The sequence below is a fragment of the Vibrio sp. zbq_1 genome, assembly GCF_043102935.1.
GTDB classification, from domain to species: Bacteria; Pseudomonadota; Gammaproteobacteria; order Enterobacterales; family Vibrionaceae; genus Vibrio; species Vibrio parahaemolyticus.
This window is the reverse complement of record NZ_JBICJH010000012.1, coordinates 80,565-98,186: the sequence shown is the minus strand read 5'-3', so window position 1 is coordinate 98,186 and position 17,622 is coordinate 80,565. Positions and strand designations below refer to the sequence as shown.

15 protein-coding genes are annotated in these 17,622 nt (G+C 46.5%); 3 read left to right on the top strand and 12 right to left on the bottom strand.

Features of this window, described 5'->3' with window-relative positions:
• Positions 1-9: 9 nt before the first annotated feature.
• Positions 10-2,964 (bottom strand): ExeM/NucH family extracellular endonuclease, encoded by a 2,955-nt coding sequence (locus tag ACF8CV_RS07590; RefSeq protein WP_138938200.1) that lies wholly within the window; start codon positions 2,962-2,964, stop codon positions 10-12.
• Positions 2,965-3,499: 535 nt separating this feature from the next.
• On the opposite strand from ACF8CV_RS07590, the gene ACF8CV_RS07585 reads away from it, so the two are divergent.
• The gene (locus ACF8CV_RS07585; RefSeq protein WP_024699762.1) at positions 3,500-3,874 is read left to right on the top strand and encodes a hypothetical protein; all 375 of its coding nucleotides are present in this window, start codon (positions 3,500-3,502) and stop codon (positions 3,872-3,874) included.
• Positions 3,875-3,938: 64 nt separating this feature from the next.
• On the opposite strand, the gene trpS is transcribed toward ACF8CV_RS07585, so the two are convergent.
• From trpS to nsrR, 5 genes are all read right to left on the bottom strand, one after another.
• On the bottom strand, positions 3,939-4,955 hold the full coding sequence (trpS, locus tag ACF8CV_RS07580) for a tryptophan--tRNA ligase (protein WP_005468382.1): 1,017 nt from the start codon (positions 4,953-4,955) through the stop codon (positions 3,939-3,941).
• Between the two features lie 115 nt (positions 4,956-5,070).
• Positions 5,071-5,757 (bottom strand): phosphoglycolate phosphatase, encoded by a 687-nt coding sequence (locus tag ACF8CV_RS07575; RefSeq protein ID WP_005496518.1) that lies wholly within the window; start codon positions 5,755-5,757, stop codon positions 5,071-5,073.
• 102 nt (positions 5,758-5,859) lie between these two features.
• Complete coding sequence (gene rlmB, locus ACF8CV_RS07570) at positions 5,860-6,603, bottom strand: 23S rRNA (guanosine(2251)-2'-O)-methyltransferase RlmB (protein ID WP_005455666.1); 744 nt, start codon at positions 6,601-6,603, stop codon at positions 5,860-5,862.
• Positions 6,604-6,665: 62 nt separating this feature from the next.
• Positions 6,666-9,173 carry a ribonuclease R gene (gene rnr / locus ACF8CV_RS07565; RefSeq protein ID WP_020839777.1) on the bottom strand — a complete coding sequence of 836 codons (2,508 nt, stop codon included), beginning with the start codon at positions 9,171-9,173 and terminating at the stop codon, positions 6,666-6,668.
• A gap of 115 nt (positions 9,174-9,288) precedes the next feature.
• Positions 9,289-9,714, bottom strand: coding sequence for a nitric oxide-sensing transcriptional repressor NsrR (nsrR, locus tag ACF8CV_RS07560; RefSeq protein WP_005460673.1), 426 nt, complete (start codon positions 9,712-9,714; stop codon positions 9,289-9,291).
• Positions 9,715-9,872: 158 nt separating this feature from the next.
• On the opposite strand from nsrR, the gene hmpA reads away from it, so the two are divergent.
• Positions 9,873-11,057: an NO-inducible flavohemoprotein gene (gene hmpA / locus ACF8CV_RS07555; RefSeq protein ID WP_392416602.1), complete on the top strand. Its 1,185-nt coding sequence runs from the start codon at positions 9,873-9,875 to the stop codon at positions 11,055-11,057.
• Between the two features lie 82 nt (positions 11,058-11,139).
• On the opposite strand, the gene ACF8CV_RS07550 is transcribed toward hmpA, so the two are convergent.
• Both ACF8CV_RS07550 and ACF8CV_RS07545 read right to left on the bottom strand, forming a co-directional pair.
• Positions 11,140-11,775, bottom strand: a complete 636-nt coding sequence (locus ACF8CV_RS07550) for a flagellar protein MotX (RefSeq protein WP_005496512.1) — start codon at positions 11,773-11,775, stop codon at positions 11,140-11,142.
• 229 nt (positions 11,776-12,004) lie between these two features.
• Complete coding sequence (locus ACF8CV_RS07545) at positions 12,005-13,321, bottom strand: adenylosuccinate synthase (RefSeq protein WP_155007001.1); 1,317 nt, start codon at positions 13,319-13,321, stop codon at positions 12,005-12,007.
• A gap of 173 nt (positions 13,322-13,494) precedes the next feature.
• On the opposite strand from ACF8CV_RS07545, the gene ACF8CV_RS07540 reads away from it, so the two are divergent.
• On the top strand, positions 13,495-13,680 hold the full coding sequence (locus tag ACF8CV_RS07540) for a DUF2065 domain-containing protein (protein ID WP_005480030.1): 186 nt from the start codon (positions 13,495-13,497) through the stop codon (positions 13,678-13,680).
• A gap of 84 nt (positions 13,681-13,764) precedes the next feature.
• Here the strand turns inward: ACF8CV_RS07540 and hflC are convergent, their stop codons facing one another.
• From hflC to hfq, 4 genes are read right to left on the bottom strand one after another with little or no spacing between them, the layout of a single operon-like run.
• Complete coding sequence (gene hflC, locus ACF8CV_RS07535) at positions 13,765-14,745, bottom strand: protease modulator HflC (RefSeq protein WP_005460668.1); 981 nt, start codon at positions 14,743-14,745, stop codon at positions 13,765-13,767.
• A 2-nt stretch (positions 14,746-14,747) separates the two neighbouring features.
• Positions 14,748-15,950: an FtsH protease activity modulator HflK gene (gene hflK, locus ACF8CV_RS07530; protein WP_005460667.1), complete on the bottom strand. Its 1,203-nt coding sequence runs from the start codon at positions 15,948-15,950 to the stop codon at positions 14,748-14,750.
• A gap of 45 nt (positions 15,951-15,995) precedes the next feature.
• On the bottom strand, positions 15,996-17,285 hold the full coding sequence (gene hflX, locus ACF8CV_RS07525) for a ribosome rescue GTPase HflX (RefSeq protein ID WP_025627383.1): 1,290 nt from the start codon (positions 17,283-17,285) through the stop codon (positions 15,996-15,998).
• A 38-nt stretch (positions 17,286-17,323) separates the two neighbouring features.
• A complete protein-coding gene (gene hfq / locus ACF8CV_RS07520; protein ID WP_005438329.1) occupies positions 17,324-17,587 on the bottom strand; it encodes an RNA chaperone Hfq in 264 nt (87 codons plus the stop codon).
• Positions 17,588-17,622: the final 35 nt, after the last annotated feature.

Below are 17,622 nucleotides of genomic sequence, written 5' to 3'. Positions count from 1 at the left end.
AGGAGTGGCTTAACGGCGGCGGCGGAACAAACCAAGTCCAAGCATTGCTAGCAGTGCACCAAACCCAAACGAACCACCATCAGAGTCTTTCGAATCTGTGGTGCCCGTTTCAGGTTGAGTCATAGAGACTGCACGAGCAGAGCTAAACTTAACGACGTTGCCAGTCGAGTCTGTCACTTTCTCTTCCAGTTGGTAGTTACCTTGCTCTGGCGCCTGTTCAAACTCAACATTCACGCTGCGCGCTTTAATGTCCGTTTGATCTAAAGTCTTGCTCGCTGAGTAAGCTTTCGCGTCACTACTTACAGCGGTAGCTTGAGTCGCGACGGTTAAGCTAACAGTCACGATGTCACCTGCAACCGCGTTTGGTGGCAAACGTACATCTACCGCTAAGTTTTCACCCGCTTTCGGTAAATCGATATCCGTATCAGGTAAATCAATCGCGATGATCACAGGATCGTGGTCAGATGCCGAGAACGCATCTTTGTATTTCGGCATGTCACCTGTGTATTTGCTGCCGTACTCAAACAAATTACTTTCTAGTGAGTTAATGTGCCAATCTTCAATCGCTACCACTTTTTGCGCCAAACTGTTGCTTGCCAAGGCGTGGTCTAAATTGCCCAGCTCACCAGAGTAGGTGTACGAGAACGTGTCTGTGCCATGCAGCAAGGTATTAAGGTTGTTCAGGCCGTAACCTTGTTTGATTTGCGTTTGCTCAACTTGCAACTCACCACCGTTGATTGTGGTGTAACCCGCTGTGTAGATATCACGTCCGTATTTCTCTTTCGAGTAATCAGTCAGTGTCAGTAGTGGATCTTCCATGCCATACGCATTGAGGTCCCCCATCAGCAACACATCGCCTTTCACGTCTTTCAACGCTTCACCCACTGCGTGCGCAGCAGAAACACGGAAGTTGTTACAGTTACCTTGCAGATCCGCAGGCTCCGAGTCTTCTACGCCGGCAATCCACTCTTCAATACATTCAGAACCTTTCGATTTGAAGTGGTTAACGACGATAGAAAGATCTTCACCGCTCTCTTGTACCGTGAAGGTTTGCAACAAGCTGTGGCGTTGGTATTTGTCGTACGCAGGGTTGCTCTCAGCACCATCTTTACGGGTAATGGTGTTTTCGGCAATGTGCTGCTCTGGCGTGAAGATCACTTTCGCCGCTTCTTTTGGCGTGACCACTTTCGCGCGGTACAAGATAGCAACCATGATCGCATCACTTCCGAAGTACTCTTCTTGGTACTTGTCTTTATCTGCGATTTCAACGTAAGTGTAATGATCGTCTGCGTCATCGATTTCTGCATTCAATGCATCCACCAAGTTTTGCACAGCACTGCCATCACCGAAGCCGTTATTTTCCACTTCCATCAAACCAATGATGTCAGCATCCATCTTATTCATCGCAGACACGATTTTCGCTTGTTGGATCAAGAACTCATCGTGATTCGTCGCGCCACGGTTTTGGCCTGTCGGGTTGTTGTTTCCGCTGTCTGCAACCGAAGTGAAGTAATTAAGCACGTTAAAGCTTGCAACGCGTAAATCCGACTCTGCGATAGCTGGCGCCGCTTTACGCTCTACATCAAAACCATCATCCGCTGCCACAAAGTTAGTGTTGTTTACATCATTCGTCGCGATCAGACGGTATTCGTTGTAGCTGTAATTCACTACGCCCTGTAAACCTTCAACGCGCGAACCTAAGCGAATGTGCTGTTCAGATGAACCGTCTTGATCCAAATCTTGACCAAACTCAGGGTAGTAAGGAATTTTGCCGTTCGGTGCTTTGGCATCAGATTCTAGGAAAACTCGATTCTCTGCATTTTGTTTTGCTAATGCGACCGCTTCTGCACTGTCTGCTGCGTGAAGCTGAGTTGGCTTAAAGAGCGGAGCTTGGTGCGACAACATCATGTTGTTACGTTTTGAATCGTAATCGTAAGAGAAGTTGCGAGTAACAAACAAATCACTGGCTGAGTTCAGCGTCACTTGCATCCCTTCATGGCGCTCTAACGCATCCCGCAGAGTTTCGCCTTCTTTGATCACAAGCGGCGTCACCAATGGAGCGTCTGACGTGCCAGTTTTTACATAGCTGGTTGCGTCAGAAGAAAGCTGAGTATTGCTGTAGTACTCCTGAACCTTACCTTTCACACAAACTACGTCACCAGGCTTTAGCTCGGTATCTGCGGCGTTCGTATGAATAAATAGACCTTCTGACGTCTTATCGTTGTTATCGTTCTCGATAGCTTGCAGGTAGAAGCCTTTCGTCAAACCGCTAGTAACAGCGCTCACGACACCAGTAACAAAATGCTCTTCTGTCGTAATGTATGGGTAACCATCGATAAATGGCGAAGAAGCACCTTCACCTTGAATGTCTTGAATGGATGTGAACGTTGGCGCGTGTCCATCCACTTCACACACAAATGCTGCAGGTGGCTCAGCTGCGTTCAGCTCGCCCAAGCCATCAATGTTGTCTTTTGCTAACGTTGTCCATTGAGAAGATTGGAAAGTCGCAGAAGGCGTCAGTGCGTCACCGTTACGTACCAAAGTGGCGTCTTTGCCAAATGCTACACCACCCATCACGCCGACCATGTCGTGAACTTCACCATCTTTTAATAGTGCGAGAGGATCGTCACCATTAAAGTTCGCCACGTTTTTATCGGTCTGGTCAGCCACTGCTTTAATCGCATCGCTGGCATCGCCATGGGCAAGAACAAACACCTGCTTCGCTTGCAACGTTACTTGGCTCAAATCGGTCTTGCTGCCCCAAGTGCCACCACCATTAGATGATTTCGCTAGCTCATAACCTGTTAGCGTGACTGCGGCATCACCGGTATTCGCGATCTCGACCGCTTTATTATACGAGCCACCTTCTACGTACTGGGAAATGATAATTTCTGCATTCGCGTTAGCGCTAAGCGCACTAGCGATGGTTAATGCAAGTATTGAGGGTTTGATTAACGTGTCCATTGTCGTACCTGATATTTATTTAAATGCAAACTAAGCTCCGATCAGAGCCTACCATTTGCGTCTACTATCAGGTTTATTTATGAAATAAATAAGAAAGAGCAGTAAAAGCCGTGAAATAAATCACATGTGAATCTATAAAAATATGCCAAAACAGCGTATTCAAACATATTTTGTAATAAATACAGTTCAGTAGTGCAGCAGGAAAGCAAAATTAGACTAATTGCTCAGTTTATTTTTCCATTCCATGTTATGGAATACATCAATACTTTCTTGGTACACCAAGTTATTATTTCGAGCGCTTTCATGCTTCATTAAATATAATTAATTACTAATTTAGAATATTGCTACTTTGGTTTATTTCAGAATCTCGCTTGTTATTTACTCCCCCGCTTTCCGCACTCGCCATTTACACTTCAAATTTTTATCAATCAAAAATGATAAATTCCAACAACACAGTGGAGAAAAACATACACAAGCGTTATAACACCAACGCGAGACAATAAGATCTCATCCATCATCTATCGTGGACAAATCAATGAAAACAATTCAACGTATTGGGCTAGCTCTCTCCGCGTTTGGGCTTATGACAGGTTGTCAGCTAACATCTTCTGAACCGCTTTACCCAACCGCTAATCAAAAAACTATCCAATCAGCAAAAAATGAGTTCAAGGGAATGGAAGAGTTTGAAGTCAGTGACGATGGTGTCATTTCTTTTCGTGCCCGCCTGCCTGGACCAGACTATTACTGGGAGCCATATAAAATCAAACAGTTAAGTTACGAGATATCCTGTGTTTTCCTCACTAATTATGTGGATCGTGGGATGGTAGTGAAATCGTCGTTTTTAGGCGCTCGTGGCCGCGTTGAGTACTATGATATGGAGCGCTGTATGGACAACACGCCCTTTGAGTAATTTTCTCAGCACATAAAAAAAGCTCCACCGAAGTGGAGCTTTTTGGGTATTGGATTACTTGAGATTACGGACGAGCAACAAAACCAACAGCTTCGTATGCTTTTTTCAGTGTTTCCGCCGCGCGAGCCGATGCTTTCTCCGCGCCTTGCTTCATCACTTCATCCATAAACGCACGATCTGCACGAATACGACGGTATTCTTCTTGAATTGGCTCAAGCATCGCAACAACCGCTTCACCCACGTCTTTCTTGAATGGGCCATACATTTCAACGCCTTTGTATTTCGCTTCAATCTCTTCAAAGCTCATGCCTGTCGCTGCAGAGTAAAGACCCATTAGGTTTGCAATACCCGCTTTGTTTTCAACATCATGGCGAATGCTTGGTGGCGTTTCGGTATCCGTTTGGGCTTTATTGATCTTCTTGATGATCGATTTCGGCTCTTCAAGCAGCGTGATAACGTTCTTACGGTTATCATCAGACTTCGACATTTTCTTAGTCGCATCTTGAAGGCTCATTACGCGTGCGTTAACCGTTGGAATGTATGGCTCAGGCACCGTGAAGATTGGGCTTTCTGGCGAGTAAATGTTGTTGAAACGCGTTGCGATATCACGCGCTAATTCTAGGTGCTGCTTCTGGTCGCTACCTACTGGCACTTGGTGTGCGCCGTAAAGCAGGATGTCTGCTGCCATTAGCACTGGGTAATCAAACAGACCCACGTTTACGTCGTTCGCGTAACGTGCAGACTTGTCTTTAAACTGAGTCATACGGCTCAGTTCACCCATTTGAGTGTAACAGTTAAGAAGCCAACCAAGTTGAGCATGCTCTGGTACGTGTGACTGAACAAATAGCGTGCTCTTCTTCGGATCAACACCAACTGCCAGACAGATCGCCAATGCGTCTAGAGTCGCTTCATGTAGGGCTTTAGGATCTTGGCGAACCGTAACCGCGTGAAGGTCTACAACACAGTATTGGCAATCATAATCGTCTTGCATCTGCTGCCATTGACGTAGAGCACCCAAGTAGTTACCGATACTTAGTTCACCTGACGGTTGAACACCACTCAATACGATGGGTTTGCTCATTAGAATGATTCCTTTGACTTCTTAATCTAATTAAAATGAAAAACCGTGCGGCTTTTAGCGCACGGTTTACTCAGTGTACTCATTAACAAGTATTTTGGAAGCTCTTTTGTTGCCGTTATGCAGAAACGGCTACTACTTCCAATAATTCAGATAAACTGTCTGCGACAAAATCTGGGTTTGAAGCTGAAATAGGCTCACCATGGTTGTAACCGTATGTTAAACCAAACGAAGCACAACCTGCGTTTTTCGCCGCAAGGATGTCATTCTTCGAGTCGCCAACCATCAGCATTTCGCTCGCTTTCACCTGATGTTTTTCCATCAACCAGTTCAGTGCGACTGGATTTGGTTTTTTCTCAGGGAATGCATCACCACCCAATACGTCCACAAAGTATTTTGCGATGCCATGTTGCTCTAGAATTTCTGGAACAAACTTCGATGGTTTGTTCGTTACAAGCGCCATCGTAAAGCCTGCCTGATGTAGCTCTTCTAGCGTCTCTTTTACTGTTGGGTAAAGATGGCTCAGCTGATGACCGCTTTGCGCGTAAAAGTCATCAAACAGCTCGCGTCCTTTTGCACGCAGCTCTTCACTAAGATCGCTACTGATGGTCATGCTTTGGCTTAGCGCGCGACCAATCAGGACGTCAGCACCGTTACCTACGTAATCACGTACTTGCTCTTCCGATACTGCAGGGTAACCCAAAGCTTGTACCGCTTGGTCTGCAGCAACGGCCAAATCAGGTACGCTGTCCAACAATGTGCCATCCAGATCGAACGCAATCAGTTTAATATCTTGTTGAGTCATAATTTCCCTAGCTAAAAATAACAAAGGATGGTTTCCCATCCTATGTGTTTGATTCTTCAAGCCACTAAGCCTTTGGGCTCAGTGACATATGGTCTCATTCGCTTACTTCGCAGCCAAGCGCTGACGAACTGCTTCGAATAAACAGATGCCTGATGCAACCGACACATTCAAACTTGATACGCTACCTGCCATTGGGATTTTAATCAAATCATCGCAAGTTTCTCGCGTTAGGCGGCGCATGCCATCACCTTCTGCGCCCATGACAATTGCCAGAGGACCAGTCAGTTTTGCTTGATAAATGTCGTGTGTCGCTTCACCCGCCGTACCCACGAACCAGATGCCCTGCTCTTGCAGAGTACGCATTGTGCGCGCTAGGTTGGTTACACGAATCAAAGGCACCACTTCTGCAGCGCCACAGGCTACTTTGCTTACTGTCGCATTCATTGGTGCTGATCGATCTTTAGGAACGATAATCGCAGCAACACCAGCAGCATCGGCGTTACGTAAACAGGCACCAAGGTTGTGAGGGTCAGTCACGCCATCCAACACCAATAGCAACGGTGTCTCATGCTGCGCTAGGATGTCGTCGATGTCGTTTTCGTTCAGCTGTTTTGCTGGTTTTACGCGCGCGATGATGCCTTGGTGGTTTGCACCATGTGCTTTGTCATCCAAGGTTTTACGCGTCATTTGTTGGATAGAAACACCACACACCTGCAAATCGTTCAAGATTGGCATTAGGCGATCGTCTTGGCGTCCTTTTAGAACGTACGCTTCAATAAAACGTTCTGGTTCGCGTTCCAATACCGCTTTCACGGCATGAATACCGTAAATAAATTCGTTACTCATTACTTAACCTGTTTCTGTGCTTCGCTCACCGCCAATCTGCGGTAACAGATTGGCGCTTCAGCCTACTGCGCGTCTTGCTTAGTGCGCTTGGTTTTCTTTGGCTTACTGTGTGGCTTTTTCTTGTGGGCTTTCTTCACCTTTGGCTTCTTTGCGCTATCGTCATCCCCACGTTTTGGCCCTTTGCGTTTACGGCCAGAATCCGTTTGTTCTGGGCGCTTAGTTGGCTCAATAGCAGGAACAGCGCGCGCTGTAGCACCTTCTTTTGATGAAGAACGTGTCGCCGCACGTTTTTTCTCTTTGGCTTTGCGTTGCGCTTCCGCAGCTCGTTTCTTAGCTGTCTTACCTTCGCCGCGTAGCTTACGACTTGTTTCGACCAATTCAAAGTCAATTTGCTTGTCATCTAGGTTAACAGCCAGCACTTTTACTTTGACCGCATCACCCAGACGATAGATGTTACCGAAGCTTTCACCGATAAGTCTTTGACCAATAGGATCAAACTGGTAGTAGTCGTTCGCAAGCGTTGAAATGTGCACCAAACCATCGATATGCAGATCGGTCAAGCGCACGAAGAAGCCAAAACTGGTGACGTTAGCAATCACACCTTCCAGCTCATCGCCGACGTGATCTTGCATGTATTCACACTTCAACCAATCCGCAACTTCACGCGTTGCATCATCAGCGCGGCGCTCTGTCATTGAACATTGTTCGCCGTAGAAGTCCATGTCATCGAATGAGTAATGGTAACCACCCGTTGGCGTCCAACGGTCTTGGTTGCGGCCTTCTTCTTTAGCGATCAAGTACTTGATAGCACGGTGCAGCAACAAGTCAGGGTAACGACGAATTGGTGACGTAAAGTGCGCGTAACGCTTAAGCGCCAAACCGAAGTGGCCTGCGTTGTCCGCGTTGTACACCGCTTGCTTCATGGAGCGCAGCAGCATGGTTTGGATCAGCTCTTGGTCTTGACGACCTGCAATTTGACGCGCGAGATCGGCGTAATCTGTCGGAGAAGGCTCTAAACCACCTTTCAACTCTAAACCTAGCTCACTAAGGAAATCGCGGAAGCCTTGCAAGCGCAGCTCACCCGGAGATTCGTGAATACGATACAGTGCAGGCTCTTTGGCTTTTTCTACCAATGATGCCGAGGCAATGTTAGCTAAGATCATACATTCTTCGATGATCTTATGCGCATCATTACGAATCACTGGCTCAATGCTTTCAATCTTGCGCTCAGCATTAAAAATGAATTTGGTTTCGACGGTCTCAAACTCAATCGCACCACGTTGATCACGCGCTTCTTTCAACACTTTGTACATCGCGTGCAACTCTTCAAGATGCGACACGAGTGGCTGGTAGCGTTCACGCAGTTCTTCATCACCTTCAAGAATCGCGCTCACTTTGCTGTATGTGAGACGAGCGTGGGAATTCATTACCGCTTCGTAGTGCTTGTAGCTGGAGAGCTTACCGCTTTCAGAAATGGTCATCTCACACACCATACACAAGCGATCCACTTGCGGGTTAAGCGAACACAAACCGTTTGAAAGCACTTCAGGCAACATTGGGACAACTTGCGATGGGAAGTACACAGAGTTACCACGGTTGATGGCTTCTTTGTCTAACGCTGAGTCTGGGCGCACGTAGTAGCTTACGTCTGCGATTGCGACCCAAAGACGCCAACCTCCATCTTTTTTCTTCTCACAGAAAACGGCGTCATCGAAGTCTCGCGCATCTTCACCATCAATGGTAACAAGCGGCAATTCACGCAAGTCAACACGGCCAACTTTCGCTTCTTCAGGGACTTCTTCGCCCAAGTTTACGATTTGTTTTTCGACCGCTTCTGGCCACTCATAAGGGATTTGATGGGTGCGAATTGCGATTTGTGTTTCCATACCTGGCGCCATATTTTCACCAAGAACTTCAACCACTTTACCCATCATGCCACGCGAGCGTGAACCACGATCAGTAATTTCAATCACCACGACATTACCCATACGAGCGCCAGCTTTATGCTCGTTCGGGATCAGAATATCTTGGCTGATGCGCGAATCATCCGGCACAACATATGAGTAGCCGTACTCAAGGAAGAAGCGACCAACAATCTGGCTATTGCGCTCTTCAAGTACGCGAACTAAACGACCTTCACGACGACCACGCTTGCTGTTGTCTGTTGGTTGCACCAGCACGAAATCACCATGAATGATGTTCTTCATTTGGTGATGTGGCAGCAAAATATCATCGTCCTTGCCGACGCTGCCTTCTGGACGTACCCAACCGTGACCATCTTTGTGGCCAATCACGTAACCTTTCACCATTTCAAGTTTTTCAGGCAATGCGTAGCACTGACGGCGGGTAAACACCAGTTGACCATCTCGTTCCATGGCACGTAAACGGCGGCGCAACCCTTCGTATTGCTCTTCGCCCGCTAACTTTAAAGCTTCGAACAAGTCATTGCGGTTCATTGGCACGCCCGCTTGTTCAAGGAACTCGAGGATGAACTCTCGGCTTGGAATTGGATTTTCGTAATTTTGGGATTCACGATCTGCGAATGGATCGTTTGGAATATTGTCTGACATAGGCACGCCTATCTAGCAAGGAAGGTATAGAGCTAGTATATCTGAGTCTCTCGATAACCTACAGAATTGCTTTGAAAAAAGAATGATCGAGATCGACTCTGGAACTGCAAATAAACTAAGGGCGAGCAAGCAGGATCAAAAGCTCAGAGTTATCGCTCAGTAAGGATTCAATGGTGCACTCATCCAACTCGGCGAGGAAGGCACTTTTTGCTTTGGCAAGCTTATCTTTGAGGCGACATGCGGGGGTAATGTGGCAAAACTCCACCCCACAATTGACCAAATCTAACGGCTCCAAATCTCGCACGACACCACCAACGGTGATCTCAGACGCTGGCTTCATCAAGCGAATACCACCGTTTTTACCGCGCACGGTATGCACGTAGCCTAGCTGCCCTAAACGGTTGATTACTTTGACCATATGATTACGAGACACACCAAACAAATCCGTCACTTCGGTGATATTGGTCAGCTCATCTTTTGGCAATGATGCTAAGTAAATCAAGGTTCTCAGCGCGTAATCAGTAAAGCTCGTTAACTGCATGTTCTCTCCCAGAGTGCGACTTAATAGCTCAATGTCAGTGACGAAACAACTAACTTACGCTATCGACAAAAGTGTAAATCTTTTCTTGATCGAAAGATACATTTGAGATACAACTTTAAACATGCATTACAAATACAACTTAAAAATAGGAAGTTCTTATGCTCAGCAATCAAACCATTGAGATCGTGAAAGCGACCGCGCCACTAATCGCAGAAACAGGACCAAAACTGACCGCTCACTTCTATGACCGCATGTTTACTCACAACCCTGAGTTAAAAGACATTTTCAACATGAGCAACCAGCGTAATGGCGATCAGCGTGAAGCGCTATTCAATGCCATCTGTGCATACGCTGCTAACATTGAAAACTTGCCTGCTCTGCTTGGCGCAGTGGAGAAAATTGCGCATAAACACACCAGCTTTTTGATCACGAAAGATCAGTATCAAATCGTAGGTAAACACTTGATCGCTACAATTGATGAGTTATTCAATCCGGGCCAAGAAGTTTTAGACGCGTGGGCTGAAGCTTATGGCGTATTGGCTAATGTATTTATCCAGCGCGAAGAGCAAATCTATCAAGCGAATGCATCGCAAGAAGGTGGCTGGCGAGGGCTACGTGAGTTTGAGTTGGTCGGTAAACAATTGGAAAGTGAACACATTTGCAGTTTTGTTTTCAAACCGACGGATGGCAGTAAAGTGACGAAGTACAAGCCTGGGCAGTACCTCGGCATCTACATCAACAGCGATAAGTTTGAAAACCAAGAGATCCGTCAATACAGCCTATCTTCTTCGGATCAAGAGAACACTTACCGCATCTCCGTAAAACGTGAACAAGGCGGTAAAGTATCCAACTATCTGCACGATGAGCTAAACATCGGCGATAAAGTAAAACTCGCAGCGCCAGCGGGTGATTTCTTTATGGATGTAGACACCAATACACCAGTGGTGCTGATTTCTGCAGGTGTCGGCCTTACGCCAACACTGTCAATGCTAGAAAGCTTGACGGAACATCACGCGCCAGTGACTTGGGTACATGCAACAGAAAACAGCAAACACCACGCCTTTAAAGAGCACGTAAACCAGCTAGTCACGGCGAAAGAAAACATGAACGCGCTCATTTGGTATAACCAACCAACGGCAGAAGACAAGATAGGTGAAGACTTCCACTTTACCGGCTTTGTAAACCTGCATGAAATCGAAGCCGCACTCAAACAAGACAACGTACAAGTGTACTTCTGTGGTCCGGTGGGCTTTATGCAGCACGTCGCGAAACAGCTACAAGAACTTGGCGTCCCTGAGGAACAATTCCATTACGAATGCTTTGGCCCACATAAGGTGGTTTAAGCGCGTTCACCTATCGGGAAAACAACAAAGCCCACGAAGTGTGGGCTTTGTTGTATGAAGTTACCGAAAATTTTCTGGAGATCTACCAGAACATGTCACGCCTTTTTGCGCGTGCAATGATGTTTTGTGGCATACGCTGTTCTAGCCCACGCCTTAATACGGCAATGCGTTTGTGTTGACGCTGATCGGCGGTCACCGAGTTGTACAACCAGCGGTAAGCATCTTCATAGTCCAACGGACTACCGTAATCGCGTAGCAGCAATTCAGCCAGATGAATACGCGCGTTTAAATTACCCATAGAAGCGGCTTCACGCAAATACGGAATCGCACGCTCTTTGTCTTGTTGCACCAAAGTACCGCGCGAATAGTAACGCCCAATCTGCTCTAATGCCGCAGGTAAGCCTTGCTGCGCGGCATTTTCCATGTAGTAGAGCCCCAGCTCGACATCTTGCTCGACACATACGCCCCACGCCAACATGTCGCCATATAGGAACTCGTAAGCAGGCAAGTTAATTCGAGTCGCACGAGCTACGATATCTTCCACCAGCTGGCAGTTATCAGCGCGCACGCGTTGTAAATGCTTATTCTGCTCAATAAGCTTTATCAGTTCTGCTTCGGTGTAGATGGGGACTGGCGCGCCAACGTCAGCAGCACTCGCTCGCACTGTTGTGGCAGACAGCATCAGTAACAGTGAAGCAGCCACTGTTCGTAACTTCATAAACGTACTCTTCAAGGTATCTGAGAAACCAAAGATCAGCCAAGGATCTCCTCTGCTTGATAAACTTATCGGCAATCAGCAGCTAAGCTTTAGACAATTTTTGCCTCTTCCTTAAGCTTAACGGCAATAACTTGCCATATGCAGATTATTTATCGCTGTGGGTATTTTTATCTCAGATACAAAAAAGCCGACCTTGAGGTCGGCTTTTAAAATCTCTAACGAGTACTTATTAAGCTTCGAATGGGTGAACCTTAATGATAGTTTCGTTACGGTCTGGACCAGTTGAGATGATGTCTACTGGTACGCCCGTTAGCTCTTCGATACGTTTGATGTAGTTTAGAGCTGCTTGAGGTAGAGCATCTAGTGACTTAGCACCAAATGTGTTCTCAGACCAACCTGGCATTGTTTCGTAGATTGGCGTCGCTTTTTCGAATGCTTCAGCAGCCATTGGCGAAACTTCTAGTACAGAGCCATCTTCCATCTTGTAACCAGTACAGATTTTTAGCTCTTCTAGACCATCTAGTACGTCTAGTTTAGTTAGACAGAAACCAGATACAGAGTTGATTTGGATTGCACGACGCATAGCTACAGCATCGAACCAACCAGTACGACGTAGACGACCAGTGGTTGCGCCGAACTCGTGACCTACAGTACCTAGGTGCTTACCTACTGGGTCTTGCTTCTCTAAACCATCGTACAATTCTGTTGGGAATGGACCAGCACCAACACGAGTACAGTATGCTTTCGCAATACCTAGAATGTAACCGATGTGACGAGGACCGAAACCAGAACCTGCAGCAACACCACCAGCAGTCGTGTTAGAAGAAGTTACGTATGGGTAAGTACCGTGGTCGATATCAAGTAGTGTACCTTGCGCACCTTCAAACATGATCTTGTCGCCGCGCTTGCGTGCTGCGTCTAGTTCGTCAGTTACGTCGATAACCATTGAAGTTAGTAGCTCTGCGTAGCCTTTTGCTTCTTCAAGCACTGCTTCGTAGCTTACTGGCTCAGCTTTGTAGAAATTAACTAGTTGGAAGTTGTGGTATTCCATAACTTCTTTAAGTTTCTCAGCGAAAGCTTCCATATCGAATAGGTCGCCAACGCGTAGACCGCGACGAGCAACTTTATCTTCGTATGCAGGACCGATACCACGGCCAGTTGTACCGATAGCTTTTTTACCGCGAGCGATTTCGCGAGCTTGGTCCATTGCAATATGGTATGGAAGAATTAGAGGACATGCTTCAGAAATGAAAAGACGTTCGCGTACTGGAATACCACGCTCTTCAAGAGGTTTCATTTCTTTAAGTAGAGCTTCAGGTGATAGTACAACACCGTTACCGATAACACATTTTACGTTATCGCGAAGGATACCTGATGGAATTAAGTGAAGAACGGTTTTTTCACCGTCAATTACAAGAGTGTGACCTGCGTTGTGACCGCCTTGGTAGCGCACCACGTATTTTGCATCTTCAGTTAAAAGGTCTACAATTTTACCTTTACCTTCGTCACCCCATTGGGTGCCTAGAACGACTACGTTATTTCCCATCTTTCCAAGTCTGATTGCTAGTTAAAAATGGATTCTAGCACCGAATCGCAATTCTTGCAGTCATTTTTTGTTCACAGAGTTGATACCAGAATGTAATCTCATCAACGCTGTACATTTCGAAATCAATACATCACTGATAATATTTACTTTTCTAAATTCGACTGGAAATCTTTATGTCTGACTCTATTTGGCTAGCGATTGGACTTGTTTTAATTGTCGAAGGCATAGGCCCTTTGATCGCGCCAAACGGCTGGCGAAACATGGTGGCACAGCTGAGTGAACAACCGGACAACCAGCTACGGCGCATTGGTGGCTGCCTTGTGGTGGCGGGAGCCGTCATCGCATTTATGATGAGCTAATGTTTGGTGGCATACCAAAACCAACGGTACAACCGATACAAAAAAGGCTCCTTACGGAGCCTTTTTAGATTTCAGATGGTTCGCTTATTCAGCTTTCGCACCTTTCGCGTTATTCATGTACTGGAAGAAGTCACTCTTCGGATCCAGAACAAGAATGTCGTTCTTAGAGCTGAATGATTTTTCGTATGCTCTTAGAGAACGTAGGAAGCTGAAGAACTCAGGATCTTTGTTGTATGCATTCGCATAGATCTTCGCCGCTTCTGCATCCGCTTCACCGCGTGTAACACGAGCGGTTTTATCCGCTTCTGCAAGAATGGTTGCTACTTCAAGTTCCGCTTGTGCACGAATGATTTCTGCTTTCTCACGACCTTGAGAACGGTGCTTACGAGCTACCGACTCACGCTCAGCGCGCATACGACGGTAAATCGACTCACTGATTTCATCAGGAAGGTTGATTTTCTTCATACGGAAATCGACAACACGAACACCCAAGTCTTTCATTGCACTTTCACGAGTATCTCGCAGTACATCCGACATGATTAGGTCACGTTCACCATCAATTTCTAACGCTTCACGTGCCGCTTCTGTGTTCACTTCATCACTGCTTGCGTCTTCTGGTAGCACGTCATCATTACGTGGACCAGAAACGATTTGCTTGATTTCACGAGCACCGATTTCAGAACGAAGTACGTCTGTGACTTTACGCTCAAGAAGTGCTTCAGCTGTCAGAGAGTTACCACCGCCTGTTGCTAGGTAGTAACGGCCGAAGTCTTCAATACGCCATTTCACGTACGAATCGATGATAACGTCTTTTTTCTCTGACGTTACGAAACGGTCAGCACGTCCATCCATCGTTTGAATACGAGCATCTAACTGCTTCACGCGATCAAACAGTGGCATTTTGAAATGCAGACCCGGCTCATAAATTCGAGTGATGTCGTTGTTGTCTTTAAGAACACGACCAAATCGAACCACAATACCGCGCTCACCTTCAGGAATCACAAACAGAGACATCAGCATCAATGCTAGTGCGATTACCAGTACAGGGATCATTAACTTACGCATTCTTAGTATCTCCCTTGACGTGTACCTGTTGAACGAGACTGCGTGTTCGATGTTTCTTCTTGTGTACGCTCAGACTCTAGTTGAATGTGATCGTAGGTTGAAGAAGATTTCGATTTACGTTTAGTGTCTGTTTGGCCTTCTTGACCTGCCAATTTATCGATTGGTAGGTACAAAAGGTTGCCGCTTGATTCAGAGTCAATCAACACTTTAGATGTGTTGGTGTAAACCTCTTCCATCGCGTCAATGTACAGACGGTCACGTGTTACGCCAGGAGCCGCTTGGTATTCAGGTAGTAGTTTTTCAAACTGTGCTACTTGACCTAATGCTTCGTTAGTTACACGCTCGTTGTAACCTTGAGCTTCTTTCTTCAAACGTTCAGCACGACCCGTTGCCTTCGGCAAGATTTCGTTCTTGTAAGCTTCTGCTTCACGGATGAAACGCTCTTCATCCTCACGCGCAGCAATCGCGTCATCAAACGCATCTTTTACTTGCTCTGGCGGACGTGCAGACTGGAAGTTCACGTCAACAATCACCAGACCCATATCATAGCTATCGATGATTTGGTTTAGTGTTTCTTGAGTGCTTTGACGAATTTGCTGACGACCACTGGTTAGAATGCTATCCATTAGTGAATCACCAATTACCGCACGTAGCGCAGAGTCTGTTGCTTGACGCAAGCTATCATCTGCATTGGTCACGCGGTATAGGTATTTGTATGGGTCAGCAACTCGGTATTGAACGTCCATTGCAACCGTTACTACGTTTTCATCTTTCGTCAGCATTAGACCAGATGCACGTAGTGAGCGAATCGCTTGTACGTTAACCGCTTCGTATTCATCAATAAAACGAGGACGCCAGTTAAGGCCTGGGTCTACGATACGATCGTATTTACCTAAACGCAGTACAACACCACGCTCTGCTTCACCGATGGTGTAAAAACCAGCGAAAATCCACACCGCAATTGCAATGATCGCAATGACACCAAAGCCAATTGCACCACCGCCACCGCCGATAGAGGAACCACCGCCGCCTTTTTTACCAAACTTGCCACCCAGCTTTTGACTCAGTTTGTTGAACACTTCATCTAAATCTGGCGGACCTTGATCTCGGCCACCAGGACGCTGGCCACCACGATTATTATTACCCCAAGGGTCATTATCGCGGCCATTGTTGCCGTTGTTATTTCCAGGCTCATTCCACGCCATTAGAAAGCTCCATCATTTGATATGACGTTATACTGTAGCAGTCCTTTAAGTGACTATAAAGTCAGTCAAAACTGCCCCTTCTCTTTTTTCAAGTCTAGACCAATCTACTTGCTGCATTCGAATATCGATCAACAAGTTACCATCCTGGTCGTATTCCTCACGTTGAATACACTTCATTTGGAAGAATGTACTACGGAATCTTCCTTGATACTGTGGAGGAATTCGCAACTGATGCTCGACCATTTGCGACGCCAGACGTTCCGTCAGCGCATCAAACAGGAGCTCAATGCCCAATCCTTCCATTGCAGATACCCAGACCGCACGAGGAACCCCTTCCTCATCACGTTCTATACGAGGTGTCTGCGACTCTAGATTGTCGATTTTGTTCATGACGACAAGCGTCGGCACTTCGTGCGCGTCGATCTCTTCTAATACTTCATGAACAGCTTGAATATTCTCACGAAAACGCTCATCACTGGCATCAACAACATGTAACAAAATGTCAGCTTCTTGCGTTTCCTGCAAGGTCGCTTTGAAGGCAGCAACCAAGTCGTGAGGCAAATGTCGAATAAAACCAACCGTATCTGCCAGTATGGCTGGGCCAACATCCGCTAACTCCATCTTACGTAGTGTAGGATCCAAAGTAGCAAACAATTGGTCTGCGGCATACACGCCAGCTTCGGTTATTCGGTTGAAGAGTGTCGACTTACCCGCGTTGGTGTAACCCACGAGAGAAATTGTTGGGATTTCAGCTCGATTTCGGGCACGGCGTCCTTGTTCACGCTGCTTGGCTACCTTTTCTAGGCGGCGCAGGATGGCTTTGATTCGTTCACGCAATAAACGACGGTCGGTTTCCAGCTGGGTTTCACCCGGGCCACGTAAACCGATCCCCCCTTTCTGCCTTTCAAGGTGCGTCCAACCACGAATTAAACGAGTAGAAATGTGTCGAAGTTGGGCCAGCTCGACCTGTAGCTTACCTTCGTGTGTTCGTGCTCGTTGAGCAAAGATATCGAGGATGAGACCAGTGCGGTCGAGAACTCGACATTTGCACAGTGTTTCGAGGTTACGTTCTTGGGCAGGAGAGAGGGAGTGATTAAAAATCACAATTTCAGCACCAGTCAATTGTACCGTAGTAGCAATTTCTTGGGCCTTACCCTCTCCGACATAGTATTTCGGGTGTGGGGATTGACGACTACCAGTTACCACTTGCAGCGTCTCAACCCCAGCGGAAGAAACCAGCATTTCGAACTCAGCCAGATCTTCCCATTCACCTTCTTGCGTGAAGTTGATATGAACAAGTACGGCTCGCTCACCGGATTCATAACGGTCAAACAAGCAATCAACTCCTTATTTTAAAAATACTCGATGAAGAATTAATCTTCTGATTTCTCTTGTGGACGGTCGCCTTGAGGACGATCACCGCTGTGGTGGCTCACTGGACGAGCCGGCACAACTGTAGAAATCGCGTGCTTGTACACCATTTGGTTTACAGTATTTTTCAGCAGGATCACGAATTGATCGAATGATTCGATCTGACCTTGTAGTTTGATACCGTTCACAAGGTAGATAGACACTGGAATACGCTCACGACGTAGCGCGTTTAGAAATGGGTCTTGTAGAGATTGCCCCTTAGCCATTTTATTTTCCTTATTTAATTTGTAGTTGTAATTAT

What these genes read in the sequence shown, in the direction of transcription:
- ACF8CV_RS07575 (WP_005496518.1), bottom strand. Translation starts at nt 5,757, where the DNA reads ATGACTCAACAAGATATTAAACTGATTGCGTTCGATCTGGATGGCACA.
- ACF8CV_RS07590 (WP_138938200.1), bottom strand. Translation starts at nt 2,964, where the DNA reads ATGGACACGTTAATCAAACCCTCAATACTTGCATTAACCATCGCTAGT.
- hfq (WP_005438329.1), bottom strand. Translation starts at nt 17,587, where the DNA reads ATGGCTAAGGGGCAATCTCTACAAGACCCATTTCTAAACGCGCTACGT.
- rnr (WP_020839777.1), bottom strand. Translation starts at nt 9,173, where the DNA reads ATGTCAGACAATATTCCAAACGATCCATTCGCAGATCGTGAATCCCAA.
- ACF8CV_RS07550 (WP_005496512.1), bottom strand. Translation starts at nt 11,775, where the DNA reads ATGAAGTTACGAACAGTGGCTGCTTCACTGTTACTGATGCTGTCTGCC.
- trpS (WP_005468382.1), bottom strand. Translation starts at nt 4,955, where the DNA reads ATGAGCAAACCCATCGTATTGAGTGGTGTTCAACCGTCAGGTGAACTA.
- ACF8CV_RS07540 (WP_005480030.1), top strand. Translation starts at nt 13,495, where the DNA reads ATGTCTGACTCTATTTGGCTAGCGATTGGACTTGTTTTAATTGTCGAA.
- nsrR (WP_005460673.1), bottom strand. Translation starts at nt 9,714, where the DNA reads ATGCAGTTAACGAGCTTTACTGATTACGCGCTGAGAACCTTGATTTAC.
- hflK (WP_005460667.1), bottom strand. Translation starts at nt 15,950, where the DNA reads ATGGCGTGGAATGAGCCTGGAAATAACAACGGCAACAATGGCCGCGAT.
- hflC (WP_005460668.1), bottom strand. Translation starts at nt 14,745, where the DNA reads ATGCGTAAGTTAATGATCCCTGTACTGGTAATCGCACTAGCATTGATG.
- rlmB (WP_005455666.1), bottom strand. Translation starts at nt 6,603, where the DNA reads ATGAGTAACGAATTTATTTACGGTATTCATGCCGTGAAAGCGGTATTG.
- ACF8CV_RS07545 (WP_155007001.1), bottom strand. Translation starts at nt 13,321, where the DNA reads ATGGGAAATAACGTAGTCGTTCTAGGCACCCAATGGGGTGACGAAGGT.
- hmpA (WP_392416602.1), top strand. Translation starts at nt 9,873, where the DNA reads ATGCTCAGCAATCAAACCATTGAGATCGTGAAAGCGACCGCGCCACTA.
- ACF8CV_RS07585 (WP_024699762.1), top strand. Translation starts at nt 3,500, where the DNA reads ATGAAAACAATTCAACGTATTGGGCTAGCTCTCTCCGCGTTTGGGCTT.